Source organism: Dyadobacter soli (assembly GCF_900101885.1).
Taxonomy (GTDB): Bacteria; Bacteroidota; Bacteroidia; order Cytophagales; family Spirosomataceae; genus Dyadobacter; species Dyadobacter soli.
This window is the reverse complement of sequence record NZ_FNAN01000002.1, coordinates 348,945-363,780: the sequence shown is the minus strand read 5'-3', so window position 1 is coordinate 363,780 and position 14,836 is coordinate 348,945. Positions and strand designations below refer to the sequence as shown.

Below are 14,836 nucleotides of genomic sequence, written 5' to 3'. Positions count from 1 at the left end.
ATGGCAATCCGAACCAAACGTATTTATGAACCGGCAGCGGCCACAGATGGCTACCGTGTACTGGTAGACCGCCTGTGGCCGCGCGGGCTCACCAAAGAAGCCGCCGGTATCGATCGGTGGTTGAAAGAAGTAGCGCCGTCCGATGCGCTTAGAAAATGGTTCCACGCCAATATGGACGAATGGGACGAGTTTAAAACACGTTACAAGGCAGAATTGAAAGATTCCGACGCATTGCATGCATTGCGCTCACTGGTCACTGAAAACGAAGTGGTAACCCTGCTTTTTTCAGCCAAAACAGAGGACCGCAATCAGGCGCTGGTTTTGAAAGAGCTGCTTGAAAAATCCTGATTACCTTACTCAACGTTCCAATCTTATAATCAATCCCTCATCCCCGCTTAGCAGCAGATTGTTGTCGATCCGCAGGCCGATCCGCTCGGTTTCGGTGCTGACGATGATTTCTCCCGCGAAAGTTTCGGTTTTAGGACGGAAATAGCCGGGCCTGTGGCTGAGGTTTAGAACCACCAGGAAACGGTCCGTGTCATTCTCGCGGATGAATGCGAGCAACTGTTTGTCGGAATATACCGGGGTGTATTTGCCTGTTTGCAATGCAGGCTGCCTTTTGCGTAGCGTAAGCAGGCTGTGGTAAAAAGCCAGCATCGAATCCGGGTCCTCTTTTTGTAGCTCCACATTTACATTGCGTAAGCTGTGCGGTAGCCGAAGCCAGGGTTTGTGCGCCGAAAATCCGGCAAACTCTTCCGCGTTCCATTGCATAGGCGTACGCGCAGGGTCGCGGCTGATGTTGCGGTCAGGCATGTTGAGGCCCTGCGGATCTACCACCTCGTCCTGCGGTATGGGCACATCGCGCATACCGATTTCATCACCATAATAAATAGTAGGCGTCCCGCGCAACGTGAGCAGGAGCATTGCGGCCACACGCGCCTGCGAGCGGCCTACGCGGCTGGCCACGCGAGGCTGGTCGTGGTTACCGAGTACCCAGTTGGGCCAGCCATCGGCCGGTAATGCACCTTCGTATTCGTCAATAGCCCGGGCGATCTGCTCCGAATCCCAGGGGAGCGTCAGCAGTTGAAAATTGAACGGAAGGTGGGCGCCCGACCTGTCCGCGCCGTAATAGGTTACCAGTTTGTGGATCGGCAGATAAATTTCGCCGATCAGCACGCGGTCGTCGTACTGGTTGGTTACCTGCCGCATCATCCGCACAATTTCGTGGACTTCGGGCTGGTCGGTGGAATATACCGGGTCGTGGTATTCGTAAATGAGATCTTTTTCGTCGAATGGCGAGTTAGGCACCACCGGGTTGTTCCTTAGCTGCGCGTCTTTAATCATGTGCCACATTACGTCTACACGAAATCCGTCCACACCTTTTCGCAGCCAGAAATGCATGACGTCCATCATGGCCTTCTGCACTTCGGGGTTGCGCCAGTTGAGGTCGGGCTGCTGTTTCAGGAATGCATGGTAATAGTATTGTTGGGTTGTTTCGTCCCATTCCCAGGCATGACCGCCGAATACGCTGAGCCAGTTGTTGGGCAACGCGCCGTTCTGACCGGCGTCGTGCCAGATGTACCAGTCGCGTTTAGGATTGTCCCGCGACGACCGCGATTCGAGAAACCAGGGATGCTGGTCGGAAGTATGGTTGGGGACGAGGTCGAGGATCAGTTTCATACCGCGGCTGTGAACCTGGCCGAGCAGTTCGTCGAAATCTTCCATTGTGCCGAACAGCGGGTGAATGCCCTGGTAGTCGGAAATGTCGTACCCGAAATCGGCCATCGGCGAGGGGTAGATGGGGGATAACCATACGCAATCTATACCGAGCCATTGCAGGTAGTCGAGCCTTTGGACAATGCCTTTGAGGTCGCCGATACCGTCGCCGCTCGCGTCCTGGAACGAGCGGGGGTAAATTTGGTAGATCACACCGGTTTGCCACCAGAGGTCATTGAGGTCTGCTATGTTCCTATCCGTGATTGTTTCCATAGGTATTCGCTTTGCTGTTGCGTCCGCCCTTAAAAAATCACACCACGCGCATATCGAAAATTTTATAGGAATTATTTGATAAAAAATAGGTGTAATCGAAGTAATTGATTATATTACACTAAATCAAAATTACTCAGACCATGATGCCTTTCATTAAAGTTACCGGCGAATTCGACGAAAGTCTGAATGTAAGTGTAGAGAAAATCCTTTACTACATGGGTTACAGCCATGGGTGTACGATTTTTCTCGGCACCAGTATCTCTATTCGCGTGAAGGAATGCGAGGAGGACATTAAGAGGCTCATCGAAGAAGCATATATGCAGGTCGCTTAAACCGCGGGGCTGCATTCAGGCATGCAGCATTTACCTGTGCCAACCAGTGACAATCGCTGATGGGGAAATATCCCTGTCAGCGATTTTTTTGTTTAAGATCTCGCCGATCAAGAAGCGTTGATTAGTCTTGTAATGGTATTATTCTAATAATTTGAAACGCCGATTTTAAGAATTTCAAGCAATCTGGCAAAGAATGTGTATTTTTGTAAACCATTGAAATACAATGAGCGTTTATAGATGTAGGCATGTGTGAGGTTTGATGAATTCTTAATGTTTGATAAATGTGATTTAGTATTTTACCGTTATTTAAAGAAAAGTAATTAATCTGATAAAAACCTCCTGAAAATATTGCCTGACGGGCATTTAGTAAAATTCAATACCATGAAACAAGTAAAAAAGAGTAAAAGCAAGCACGCACCGGCAGGTTTCCGGGCATTTCTCGGTCAGTTTTTTACCGACCGCACACAAGTGAAAGAAGAAGCATATTCACAAAACCGGTATTCGGTCCTATATACATTGAACGACCAGTACCAGCATGTGGGTTGCCCTACGCAGGAAGAGGCGCAGTTGGTTCAAAGCCTGATGCTTACGGACGGAAATCGCGTGCCGGTAGGCATTTACGATTCCCGCACCGATTCTTTCGAGTGGGAAATTGTAGGCGAATATCTTGCCGCCCAGGGTTCGGACGAACATCAGCGTAACCGGGAAGAAACGATACTGACCGTCGCTCGTGCACTGCGCCGCCGCGACGCAAGTTGGCATCCCGAATATTTGCAGCGCCCCAGCTTCTTCGCCTGAGCAAGAGAGTTATTTATTGTTTGAATAAATGCAGCGAGGCCGTCTCACAAGAGAACGGCCTCGCTTTTTAATGTCTTAGTCTATTACCAGGAAAGGATAACAGAAACATTAGGAAGAATAGAATCAAGCCACAAAAGAAGCTCAGTAAGAGAAAGTCCAATTCCTACCATGATATGATGAGGTTAGTGTTTTTGTTGCCTACTCGTTTCAAGTGGTTTTCGGCTGTCCCACACCTTGCAAGATGTTGTAATATTAATGTGACATGTTTTCAAAAACAAATTCGATAAAGTGAGTTCGTTGTTGTCCCGAACCGGTCTCGTCTGGTTTGGTATTGTAGTCGTAATGGTCAATGCTAAATAGGTTTCTACATTCGGTTTATTTTTCAACTAATTGATTTTCAATTAATTAAAAATATATACTTGGAGAAGCTTTGGTTGAGGTCGTTAGGATTGCATTCCGTAATGGTGTCGCATTTGTGTAGAATAAATTCATTGTAACGGAATTAAATTTGACCTGATTCCGGGATTTATGCCACAGTAACGAAGCGTGATGCCTACCGGCGCTGTCGGGGTAGGGCGCATTTGGAACGTCTGCATGGTTGACTTAACTTTCAGGAAATTTCCCAAATCCTTATAATCTGATGAAAAGATTTCTGCTCCTGCTTGCGCTCATTATCACAGTTGCGGCATTGAAACCGCGCAAAATCACCTGGGTGGCCATCGGCGATTCAATTACCTACCTCAATGACCATCGTGACGAAACCGGCAACCGTGTTACCAAAGGCTATCTTTCGCTGATCGCGGAGAAATTTCCGCAGGTTACCTATGTCAATCAGGGGCATAATGGCTGGACGTCGGTAAATATCGCGGACAAGATCGAGTCGTTGGGGTTGGTGGAAGCTGATGTGTACACGGTTTTCCTCGGTACTAACGACTGGTGGCAGGGCAAGCCGCTCGGGACAATTGCGGATTATGAGCAAGCGACGGGCAGCGGTACGGTTTACGGCGCGTTCAGGGTCATTACGAGCAAGTTGAAGCAGCTCAATAAAAAGGCAAAGATTATACTCATTACGCCGATGCAGCGGGGTGATTTTGTGTATATCAACAGTCCTAAAAACAATGCATTCGGCTCCTACAAGCCCAAAAAGGACCAGACTTTGGAGCAGTTTGCAAATGCGATCGTGGAAATAGGGAAGAAGGAGAAGCTGCCCGTGGTGGATCTGTACCACGACAGCGGCATTTACCTGGACAATATGGTCCGCTTCAAGCGCCTGAAAGATCCGGAAACCGGGACTTACAAAGATTACAAGTATCCCGACTATGCAACTATTCCATTCAATCCCGAAACGGATGAATACCCATACCCGGTGGAGTCGATCGATATGACCTACGATGGCTTGCACCCGTCCGACAAAGGATACGAAGTGATCGCCGAAATGCTTGTAAAGAAATGGAAGGGGCTGAAATAATGCCCCTTTTATTCTGCTTTCGGGCCGGTGACGTAGGTTTTGAGGTCGGCCAGCAAATTATATAATGTGGTATTGATTCCGTCGTTGTCGGCCTTCGCGGTTTGCAGGGCGAGCTCGGCGTCTTTGCGCTTTTTGCGGTTGCTTTCCGTTTTTATGATCTGTTCTTTGGCGACGATGTTGTCGTTTTCCTTCGCGCCCAGGCGGACCGGGCTGTGCAATGCAGACACGCCGTCGAGCGTGGTAATGCGCGCCTCATACTGGTTATCCTTGTACTGAACGCCGAGGTCGAAGCGAATATATTGGTAATCGGAATGGATGACTGGTATATAGCTGGTAATGAGTATGATGCCTGCCTGGGTGTCGTCGCTGGTGATCGCATTCTGTGCGTTTCCGAATTTCTTATCAACCCATGCCCTGATCTTCTGATGGAGTTCTGCCTTACCTGATTTCGGTTGCCCGGAATCGGTGTAGCTGATGTTGTTTTTGGAGTCGAGCGGCAACCGGCCGTCCTGTGCGAATGTGTGGGTAGCCGCGGTGAGCAGCGCGAAAAGAAGCAGATGTTTCAAAATAATCGTTGACTTGGTGAGCGGGCAAATATAGTGGAAAACATTTTGGTGCTACTTTCAGGCACTTTGTAATTGGTTCAGTTTTTTAAAAGGGACGATTTGGTTACTTTTAACTACACTAAAATCAACAGGTTATGGCAAAGTTTAAAAGCATTTCGCTCGCAATTGTACTGCTCGTCTGCGCTTCGTTCACCATCCTGCACCACGGCTGGGCCGACTACGACCAGACCAAACCGACCGATTTCAAGGCTAAAATCGAAGACCTTACCTACGAAAATCCGCACGTTCTTGCCAAAGTGAAGTACAACAAAGCGCTCACCACCGTGTATCTGGCGCCCGTCACCCGCATGGAGTCGCGCGGGCTGAATGCCGATATGGTCAAGAAAGGCACTACGATCCGTTTTGTGGCTTACCCGCACAAGACCGAGAAAAACGAAATGCGCGCCGAGCGCATTTTTGTGGGTGACGACAAATACGAACTTCGCTAGGCGTGCAGTCGTACGATCAATGGCTTGAATGGCTTGAAAAATCGTCGTGGGCTGTCGGTATACGGCAATCACTCTGGCTGTATCCGGCGCTTGAAATCGTTCATATTCTGGGTATCGTACTCCTGGTGGGCGCTGCATTTCTTTTCGATCTGCGCCTGCTGGGCTTTTCGCGCGCGATGCCTGTGACACTGCTTTCGAAGCATTTGCTGCCGTGGTCGCAACGCGGGTTGATACTGATCATACCTTCCGGCATTCTGCTGTTCATTACCAATGCGCAAGCGCTGGGTATCGACCCGGTCTTCTGGACTAAGGTGGCGTTGATAGTGGTTGCGGCGGTGAATGTGTTTGTGTTTCACCGATTTATTTACGCGCCGTTCAAGCGGGACGGCGTTAATGCAGAGCTTTCCCCGGCGGCACGGGTATGCGGGGTGGTTTCGATTGTGGTCTGGGTAGCGGTGGTGGCCTGCGGGCGGTTGCTGGCTTATTGATCGTAGCCGTTTGTACATCGTATTTCCTGATGCTGATTTGTGTTTTTAGCTTTTGGCTGAACGTAAATCTGACAGTTATGGGAAATAGCTATTCTCAAATTTTTATTCAGTGTGTTTTTGCCGTGAAATACCGTGCAGCGAGGCTTCATATGCCATGGCGTAAGGAGTTGTTCGGTGTGATCGGGAATCTGATTAACGAGACCGGCGCACAGACGCTCATTGTCAACGGGGTGGAGGATCATGTGCATTGCCTGTTCAGGTTGCGCCCGAGCCAGACAGTGTCTGAGGTTATGAAGGTGGCTAAGGCAAAGTCTTCGAAATGGATTAATGAATCGGGCTTTCTGCCCAGCCGGTTTGAATGGCAGGTTGGCTATGGGGCATTCTCGTATAATAAAGCCGAAATTAAACGGGTTTACAGGTACATTGAAAATCAGGAAGAACATCATTACGGAATCTCTTTCCCGGAAGAATATCTTGAAATGCTCGTCAAAAACGGCGTGGAATTCCAGGAACAATACCTTTTTCGTGCGCCCGTCTAATTCCTTTTTCAGGGATTGAAATCCCTGGCTGGAGTATCGTTCGTGCCTCCGGCACTTTCTTTCCGCAAGTGCCAGAGACACGAACGATTTTAAACCAGACAATTCAATTGTCTGGTTTAAAAAGTAAAAAAGGCGTACCTTTGCGCCTTAATTGGACATCATGATTTACTTCTTCACTGGCGGGGACGAAACCGTCTTTGCACTACAAACCGAGCAAACGCTCAACGCCTCTGATTCCTCTAAATTAAGCTGGCTTTTCGGCGGCGCAGAACTCCGGAAGGAGACCGTTCTCACAGACTATTTCGTAGGCCCCCGCGCTGCCATGATCACACCGTGGAGCACCAATGCCGTCGAAATTACCCAGAATATGGGGCTGGAAGGCATTGTACGCATCGAGGAATTTAAGAAGGTAAGCGCTGATTTCACGGATTTCGATCCGATGCTTTCGCAGAAGTACAGCGAACTGAACCAGGATATTTACACCATCAATATCAAACCCGAACCCGTTCAGGAAATCGATGATATTGCTGCTTATAACAAACAGGAAGGCCTCGCATTGAGCGACGAGGAGGTAGATTACCTCAACGGCCTCGCCGAAAACCTCGGCCGTAAGCTCACCGATTCAGAGGTGTTCGGTTTCTCGCAGGTCAATTCCGAGCATTGCCGCCACAAGATCTTCAATGGCGTGTTCGTGATCGATGGCCAGGAGCAGCCGGTTTCTTTGTTTAAACTGATCCGCAAAACTTCCGAAGCGAACCCGAATTCGATCGTTTCGGCCTATAAGGACAACGTCGCATTCCTCAAAGGCCCGGTAGTGCAGCAATTCGCACCGAAGCGCCCGGACGTGCCGGAGTACTACGAAATCAAGGATTTTGAATCCGTATTATCACTAAAAGCGGAAACACACAACTTCCCGACAACCGTGGAGCCATTCAATGGTGCTGCTACCGGTTCGGGGGGCGAGATCCGCGACCGTCTCGCAGGTGGACAAGGCGCCATCCCGCTCGCGGGTACCGCTGTATATATGACTGCGCTCTCGCGCCTGGAAGAAAACCGTGCTTGGGAGAAAGGTGTGGAAGAACGCCAATGGCTGTACCAGACGCCGATGGACATTTTGATCAAGGCTTCCAATGGTGCCACCGATTTTGGTAACAAATTCGGTCAGCCGCTGATCGTGGGTTCGGTACTTACATTTGAACATGAAGAAGAGGGCCGCAAGCTGGGTTACGATAAAGTGATCATGCAAGCAGGAGGTATCGGTTACGGAAAAGCCGATCAGGCTAAAAAGCATACGCCGGCCACTGGCGATAAAGTGGTGGTAATGGGCGGTGAAAACTACCGGATCGGTATGGGCGGTGCGGCCGTTTCGTCTGCCGACACGGGTGCATTTGGTTCGGGTATCGAATTGAATGCGATCCAACGCTCCAACCCCGAAATGCAGAAGCGTGTTGCCAACGCGGTACGCGGGATGGTAGAAAGCGGTAACAATACAATTGTTTCGATTCACGACCACGGTGCAGGCGGGCATTTGAACTGCCTCTCGGAGCTCGTGGAAGAAACTGGCGGTAAAATCAACCTCGACAAGCTGCCGGTAGGCGACCCTACACTTTCGGCCAAAGAAATCATCGGTAACGAATCCCAGGAAAGAATGGGCCTCGTGATCGCGCAGGACGATATCGATTTCCTCCAACGCATCGCCGACCGCGAGCGGGCACCGATGTATACTGTTGGGGAAGTGACAGGCGATCACCGGTTTACGTTTGAATCGTCGACCACCGGTGCCAAGCCGATGGACTTGGCGATGGACGAAATGTTCGGCAGCTCGCCTAAAACTTACATGCGCGACAAAACCGTGCAACGCAGCTACGAGGCGGTTCAATATGACACTGCTAAATTGCAAGAGTACCTCGAACAAATGCTGCAACTGGAAGCAGTCGCCTCGAAAGACTGGCTGACCAACAAAGTCGACCGTTGCGTAGGCGGCCATGTGGCGAAGCAGCAAACCGCCGGACCGTTACAATTGCCATTGAACAACGTCGGCGTAATGGCTCTCGACTTCCAGGGCAAGGACGGTATCGCGACTTCGATCGGGCACGCGCCGCTTTCGGCGTTGATCGATCCTGCCGCAGGTAGCCGTAATGCGGTAGCCGAAGCGCTTTCCAACATCGTTTGGGCGCCTTTGAAAGATGGCCTCGCAACTGTATCGCTTTCAGCCAACTGGATGTGGGCTTGTAAAAATGAAGGCGAGGACGCACGTTTGTACAAAGCTGTACAAGCTTGTTCCGATTTCGCTATCAGCCTCGGTATTAACATTCCGACAGGGAAAGACTCGCTGTCGATGAAACAGAAATACAAGGACGGCGATGTCATCGCTCCTGGTACTGTCATCATCTCGGCAGGCGGTCATTGCGACGACATCACAGCCGTTGTGGAACCGGTACTTCGTAAGTCGGGTGGTTCTATTTATTATATCAACCTTTCGGGCGACCGTTTTAAATTGGGCGGGTCTTCATTTGCCCAAATACTGAATAAAATCGGTTCGGAAACACCGGATATCCAGGATGCGGCTCAATTCAAAACTACGTTTAATGCGATCCAGCAGCTGATCAAGGCTGGTAAAATCCAGGCTGGTCACGATATCGGCAGCGGTGGTTTGATCACCACATTGCTCGAAATGTGTTTCGCGGATCGCGACCTGGGTGCTTCCATTGATTTGTCGGTACTCGGTGATCAGGATATTATCGAGAAGCTGTTTGCCGAAAACATCGGTATCGTATTCCAGGCAGACGAATCGGCGGAAGCAGTTCTGACCGAAAATGGAGTAGCATTCCATAAAATCGGAGCGGTGAACCTGGCCTCGACACTGACCGTGAAAGACGCAACAGGTAAATGGGATTTCGATATCGATCATCTGCGCGATGTTTGGTTTAAAACCTCGTATTTGTTAGACCAAAAGCAAACCGGCGCTGGCCTGGCAAAAGAGCGTTTTGACAACTATAAGCATCACGTCTTGCGTTACAAATTCCCAGCGCAATTCGACGGTAAAAAACCTGCAATCGACGCATCAAAACCGCGCCCGAAAGCCGCAGTACTCCGCGAAAAAGGCAGTAATTCCGAACGCGAGCTCGCTAATGCGATGTACCTCGCCGGTTTTGATGTGAAGGACGTCCACATGACCGACCTCATTTCCGGTCGCGAAACTTTGGAAGACATCCAGTTCATCGGCGCCGTGGGTGGTTTCTCCAACTCGGATGTGTTGGGATCTGCCAAAGGCTGGGCTGGTGCATTCCTTTACAATGAAAAGGCTAAAATCGCACTCGAAAACTTCTTCAAACGCGAGGATACCCTTTCTGTCGGCATATGCAATGGCTGCCAACTCTTCATAGAGCTCGGCCTGATCAACCCGGATCACGAAGAGAAGCCTAAAATGCTGCACAATGCAAGTCACAAGCACGAAAGCATTTTCACCTCGATGACCGTTCAGCCGAACAATTCTGTGATGCTTTCCTCGCTCGCGGGTAGCACATTAGGCGTTTGGGTATCGCACGGGGAGGGACGTTTCCAGCTGCCATTGTCTGAAAATCAATACAATATCGTTTCCAAATACGGCTACGAAACTTATCCGGCCAATCCTAACGGCTCGGATTACAATACTGCTATCCTTTGCGATAACACTGGCCGCCACCTTGTAACGATGCCGCACATCGAGCGTTCGCTTTTCCAATGGCACTGGGCTAATTATCCAGAGGGCCGGAAGGACGAAGTTTCGCCATGGATGGAAGCATTTGTGAATGCGCGGAAGTGGATTGAGGATCGGAAATAACGTTTTTTGGGAGGAAGGAAGAAGGGAGGACGGAGGAGATTTGTCCTTCTGATAATTGAGCCCGTCGTGATGGTAATCGCGGCGGGCTTTTTTGATTGAAAGTTATAGTTTTGAGAGCGATTGAGATAATAACACAGAAACGTTAGATGTATGAATCAACCGGAAATGATCATTTATGAGGCTGAAAATGGAAAGGTTTCAGTAGTTCTTTATGCCAGGGACGGGAATATCTGGTTGAATCAAAATCAGATTGCAGAACTTTTTGGGACCTCAAAGCAGAACGTAAGCCTCCATATTATTAATGTGTTGAAAGATAATGAATTGGAGAAAGATTCAGTTGTCAAGGATTACTTGACAACTGCCGCTGATGGCAAGAATTACAACGTTACATTCTATTCATTGGAAATGATTCTCGCGATCGGGTTTCGTGTACGAGGTAATCGCGGTACGCAGTTTCGGCAATGGGCTAACCAGAACTTGCGCGAGTACATTGTGAAGGGTTTTGTGATGGATGATGAACGTCTCAAAAATCCTGATGGTCGTCCTGACTATTATGACGAGCTTCTCAACCGTATTAGAGATATACGGACTTCTGAGAAACGTTTTTATCAAAAAGTCCGTGATCTTTTTGCGCTTAGCATCGACTATGACAAGACAGACAAAGCAACGCAGATGTTTTTTGCTGAAACACAAAACAAACTCCTGTTTGCAATTACCGGTAAAACTGCGGCGGAAATCGTTGCAACCAGGGCTGATAGCAACAAGCTGAATATGGGACTAACCAGTTGGTCTGGGGCCGTTGTCCGTAAGCAAGACATTGTTGTTGCAAAAAACTATCTTACCGACGACGAGTTGGACAGTTTGAATCGCTTCGTTTCCGTGTTCCTGGAAACAGCCGAACTTAGAGCGAAAAGCAGGCAGCTCATAAAAATGGATTTCTGGCGTGAAAACGTCGATCGGATTATCGAATTCAATGATAAAGAACTACTCATGGGCACCGGAAAAATGAGTAATGCGGAGATGGAGCAGAAAGTAATGGTTATCTATCAAGAATTTGATGCTAATCGAAAGAAAAAAGACGCAGAGCAAGCGGATGCCCGCGACCTGGAAGAACTGACCAGTTTAGAAATGTTGGTAAAGAAGAATAAGTCAGGAAATGAAAGGTCATAACAATTCTCCTACAAACCTCTCAATATCCCCCAACCCTTTCTTAGTAGCATAAGGCCGGAACAGATGCGCCTTCATCCGCAGGTAATGCGTCATTTGCCGGGCGAGATTTTGGCGCGATTCGGTGAGTACGGCCTCCGAGAGCCAGAAGCGGCTTTGCAGGCTGTTGCTTGAAATGATCAGCAGCTTGTCGTCTTCGCAGCTGAATTTCAGGTATTTGTTTTCTTCCAAAAGCCCTATATCGTACACCAGCCCGGACATCCGGTTCTGCATTACATTGCCCTGATAATTTGCGGCGATGAGCGTGTTTTGTTCCATCAAATGTACCATGCTGAGCAAAAGGCACTGGTATTTCAGGCCATTTTCAAATAGCAGTTTGTTCTTGTGAAGAAAATCATACAAATTTTTTACAGGTAATTCACTGTGAATCTTTGAGTTGGATTCGGTATAAGCCTGGCTGATGCTGAAAACAAGATCGTCCTTGGTTGGGAAATAGTAGGTGAGGTTGCCGATGCGCATGCCGAGGTCGGCGGCCAGCTCGCGCATACCTACGTACTCGATGCCTTTCAGGTTGAAAAGCTCCAATGCCCGTTTACTAATTTTTTCCTGCGTTGCGTTCATGTAAATTTGGTCAATGTCCTAAACTAGTGTAATTTTAGGTCGTTGTCCAAAAATAGAACATTTAAACATCATGACGAAATCATTTCCCAACATCCTGCACATTCTGGCGTCGATTGCTTTCATTACCATTATCGGCGCCGCGTTTTACGAGCATGCTGCCGTGGTTCCTATGTGGAGCGCTGCGCCGCCGCGTTCACTTTCTATGTTCCAGGGCGAGTATGGCCTTCAAGCTGTGAACTTTTGGAAGCCAGTACACCCCGTGGCGGTTCTTTTGTTGGCAGCAGCATTGATCACCAATTGGCAAAAGCCCAATCGTAAGCAACTGCTCATCGTGGTGGGCGGTTACCTCCTGATTCTGGCAATCACCGCGGTTTATTTTGTTCCGGAGCTGCTTGCCATCACTGGCTCGGCCTACTCGGCTGCCGTCAATGGCGACCTCGCCGAGCGCGCCCAAACGTGGGAAAAGCTCAGTCTCGTCCGTTTGAGCGGACTACTCGTTTTGGCAGTAATTCTATTACATGGTTTAACCGTAAAACAGACCGAACAATAATGGAAACCCTCACAATGAAAAAGGAATATCCCGTTACAATCGACAATGGCCACGGCGAGCGGCTCACATTCCTGAGCCGGGAGCTTCGGGATGGTATTGAATATATTCAAGTCGAAAACCGGGTGAGCCCTGGTGCGGGCCCGCCCATGCATGTGCATCACCAGCAATACGAGAGCCTAAATATCCTCGAAGGAAAAATGGGCGTCGAAGTACTCGGCGAGGAGCCCTATTTCCTGCATAAGGGCGATTCCGCGACGTTCGAACCGGGTATCGCGCACCGTTTTTGGAATGCAGGCGATACGACGCTGCATTGTAAAGGCGAAATCTGGCCGCCGCATAACATCGAATATTTCCTAGGTGAAATCTACCGCTCATCGCGCGAGAATGGCAATGGCCGTCCCGGCGCGTTTGATGCAGCCTACTTAACGCGCAAATATTACACGGAATTCGACATGCTAGGAATTCCTGCGTTTGTGAAAAAGGTGATTTTTCCTGTCATACTGTTTTTAGGAAAACTTCAAGGAAAGGACAAACGGTACCAAAACGCGCCGGACGCGCTGCCGGCGCGTTGAGCAGGCGGAATTATTTGTCTTGCGTCGTGAAGATATTTCCATTTCCACCCGGTTCAGGAGGGCTGTTAATGCCTATTTTACTCCATGAATGCTGAACCGCATTGCCAAAGACGGTGAGCGTCCGCCAACCTGCGTTCAGAGAATAGGTCATTTGCGGCACCCAGCTGGCTGCGACGGGATTGCTCAAACTTCCGATGGTTGAAAACCACTTATTGGCAAGCCACGTGAGTCCTTTAATTTGTCCGGGACCTTCGTAAAAGTGGGTGGTATCCACGCGGTACCGGTCGGCGCCGGTGACGCCGGTTGTAGGTCCGGCACTACCTGTGACATAGTCGGTGTCAGCGCCGCCGAGATTCGGGGCTCCCGTTGCCACATTGCCCTGCCCGCTTCTGACCGTGGCATTAATAGGCCCGGATTTGCTGAACGAGGCTTTCGAAATGTACCAGGTAAGATTAGGTTGTCCGAAGTCCGTTCGGGATTTGGCGATAATGGCTTGTAATTTGGTCTGGTAGTCCGCAGCACTGGTTGCTTTGTATACCGGGTTTACATTTACGTCCGCATCGGTTTCCCCCTGATGCCAAAGAACAGCTCTTACGCCAAAAAGCGAGCCGTAGTTCAGAGCATTTTTCAAAGTTGTGTAAGGCAGGCCGTAGTAGTCGGCAGGGTTTCCCGATCCTCCCTGGTAGCCTAAACAGACTTGCGCGCCTGTGTAAGGATGTTTGGCTTCGACACCATCAGCGCCCTGTTTCCATTCGGTGATGCTTGATCCTGCCGTTGCTGCGTTAAAAAAGCTACCGGCATGCCTCCATTCTCACCGGAGATTAATTTACCTAATGTAGCATAAGCCCAAATAGTGTTTCCGGAGGGACCTAATCTACCATGTCGCTTAGCCTCGTCAGGAGTATTTAGAGAAAACATACTCGTGAACGACGCAGGAAAAGTCTTCGTGCAGCTTTTGTTTTCAGATGTACCTACAATCCATTCGGGGATACCGGAACCGCTTGGAAGGAGGTAGTTTGGATTCTCCACTCCCTGGGCATTGGATTGGCCGGCAATAATAAATACGTCACGAATGCCAAATTTGGCCGACGCATACACCACACCATTTAGGAGAATTTCAACCGAATACCAACCTTTATTAATCACCTGTGTGGTGTAAAACATTCCATTGTCTGCCATATTCAAACTTGTAACAGCGCCGGGAGCCCCGACAACGCCGGTAGCACTTACCGACCTAATCCTATAACCAAGGTTGACCGCAAGAGTATTGTGAACAAGCTGACCCGCGAAGGTCACTACTGCATCGTTGAATGTGCCACGTTGAAGCACAGAATTGTTGATTGGATAAGATAGCGACACAGTTTGTGCATTGCAGGTATTTGTCAGAAGGTAAGTGCATGCGAATATGCACACGATGAAAATCTTCATAGTGGAG

At 49.3% G+C, this 14,836-nt stretch carries 16 protein-coding genes; 11 read left to right on the top strand and 5 right to left on the bottom strand.

Annotated features, from left to right (window positions below; translation table 11 throughout):
• On the top strand, positions 1–348 hold the full coding sequence (locus BLQ88_RS03830; protein ID WP_090146881.1) for a DUF488 domain-containing protein: 348 nt from the start codon (positions 1–3) through the stop codon (positions 346–348).
• A 9-nt stretch (positions 349–357) separates the two neighbouring features.
• Here the strand turns inward: BLQ88_RS03830 and BLQ88_RS03825 are convergent, their stop codons facing one another.
• A complete protein-coding gene (locus tag BLQ88_RS03825) occupies positions 358–1,989 on the bottom strand; it encodes an alpha-amylase family glycosyl hydrolase (RefSeq protein ID WP_090146879.1) in 1,632 nt (543 codons plus the stop codon).
• A 140-nt stretch (positions 1,990–2,129) separates the two neighbouring features.
• Here BLQ88_RS03825 and BLQ88_RS03820 point away from each other — a divergent pair, with 140 nt between their 5' ends.
• From BLQ88_RS03820 to BLQ88_RS03810, 3 genes are all read left to right on the top strand, one after another.
• Positions 2,130–2,321: a hypothetical protein gene (locus BLQ88_RS03820; protein ID WP_012779727.1), complete on the top strand. Its 192-nt coding sequence runs from the start codon at positions 2,130–2,132 to the stop codon at positions 2,319–2,321.
• Positions 2,322–2,702: 381 nt separating this feature from the next.
• Positions 2,703–3,119, top strand: coding sequence for a hypothetical protein (locus tag BLQ88_RS03815; RefSeq protein ID WP_090146877.1), 417 nt, complete (start codon positions 2,703–2,705; stop codon positions 3,117–3,119).
• A 640-nt stretch (positions 3,120–3,759) separates the two neighbouring features.
• Positions 3,760–4,587: an SGNH/GDSL hydrolase family protein gene (locus BLQ88_RS03810; RefSeq protein WP_090146875.1), complete on the top strand. Its 828-nt coding sequence runs from the start codon at positions 3,760–3,762 to the stop codon at positions 4,585–4,587.
• Positions 4,588–4,595: 8 nt separating this feature from the next.
• On the opposite strand, the gene BLQ88_RS03805 is transcribed toward BLQ88_RS03810, so the two are convergent.
• A complete protein-coding gene (locus BLQ88_RS03805) occupies positions 4,596–5,153 on the bottom strand; it encodes a DUF4468 domain-containing protein (protein ID WP_090146873.1) in 558 nt (185 codons plus the stop codon).
• Positions 5,154–5,287: 134 nt separating this feature from the next.
• On the opposite strand from BLQ88_RS03805, the gene BLQ88_RS03800 reads away from it, so the two are divergent.
• The 5 genes from BLQ88_RS03800 (at position 5,288) to BLQ88_RS03780 (ending at position 11,661) form a co-directional block, all read left to right on the top strand.
• Positions 5,288–5,641, top strand: a complete 354-nt coding sequence (locus BLQ88_RS03800; protein ID WP_090146871.1) for a DUF6152 family protein — start codon at positions 5,288–5,290, stop codon at positions 5,639–5,641.
• Between the two features lie 2 nt (positions 5,642–5,643).
• Positions 5,644–6,129 (top strand): DUF6644 family protein, encoded by a 486-nt coding sequence (locus tag BLQ88_RS03795; protein ID WP_090146869.1) that lies wholly within the window; start codon positions 5,644–5,646, stop codon positions 6,127–6,129.
• A gap of 77 nt (positions 6,130–6,206) precedes the next feature.
• Complete coding sequence (tnpA, locus tag BLQ88_RS03790) at positions 6,207–6,668, top strand: IS200/IS605 family transposase (RefSeq protein ID WP_090146867.1); 462 nt, start codon at positions 6,207–6,209, stop codon at positions 6,666–6,668.
• 160 nt (positions 6,669–6,828) lie between these two features.
• Positions 6,829–10,491, top strand: coding sequence for a phosphoribosylformylglycinamidine synthase (purL, locus tag BLQ88_RS03785; RefSeq protein ID WP_090146865.1), 3,663 nt, complete (start codon positions 6,829–6,831; stop codon positions 10,489–10,491).
• A 150-nt stretch (positions 10,492–10,641) separates the two neighbouring features.
• A complete protein-coding gene (locus tag BLQ88_RS03780; RefSeq protein WP_090146863.1) occupies positions 10,642–11,661 on the top strand; it encodes a virulence RhuM family protein in 1,020 nt (339 codons plus the stop codon).
• Here BLQ88_RS03780 and BLQ88_RS03775 read toward each other — a convergent pair.
• Complete coding sequence (locus BLQ88_RS03775; protein ID WP_090146861.1) at positions 11,656–12,279, bottom strand: TetR/AcrR family transcriptional regulator; 624 nt, start codon at positions 12,277–12,279, stop codon at positions 11,656–11,658. The two genes, BLQ88_RS03780 and BLQ88_RS03775, sit on opposite strands and share 6 nt — an antisense overlap.
• 70 nt (positions 12,280–12,349) lie before the next feature.
• On the opposite strand from BLQ88_RS03775, the gene BLQ88_RS03770 reads away from it, so the two are divergent.
• Together BLQ88_RS03770 and BLQ88_RS03765 are read left to right on the top strand one after the other, a co-directional pair.
• Entirely contained in the window at positions 12,350–12,829 is a 480-nt protein-coding gene (locus BLQ88_RS03770) for a DUF1772 domain-containing protein (protein WP_090146859.1), read from the top strand.
• Positions 12,829–13,401, top strand: coding sequence for a cupin domain-containing protein (locus BLQ88_RS03765; protein WP_090146857.1), 573 nt, complete (start codon positions 12,829–12,831; stop codon positions 13,399–13,401). The genes BLQ88_RS03770 and BLQ88_RS03765 overlap by 1 nt, the downstream gene beginning before the upstream one ends.
• A 10-nt stretch (positions 13,402–13,411) precedes the next feature.
• Here the strand turns inward: BLQ88_RS03765 and BLQ88_RS37110 are convergent, their stop codons facing one another.
• Both BLQ88_RS37110 and BLQ88_RS37105 read right to left on the bottom strand, forming a co-directional pair.
• Positions 13,412–14,161 (bottom strand): sialate O-acetylesterase, encoded by a 750-nt coding sequence (locus BLQ88_RS37110; protein ID WP_229212571.1) that lies wholly within the window; start codon positions 14,159–14,161, stop codon positions 13,412–13,414.
• A complete protein-coding gene (locus BLQ88_RS37105) occupies positions 14,089–14,829 on the bottom strand; it encodes a hypothetical protein (RefSeq protein WP_229212561.1) in 741 nt (246 codons plus the stop codon). Before BLQ88_RS37105 ends, BLQ88_RS37110 begins: the two co-directional genes overlap by 73 nt.
• Positions 14,830–14,836 lie beyond the last annotated feature (7 nt).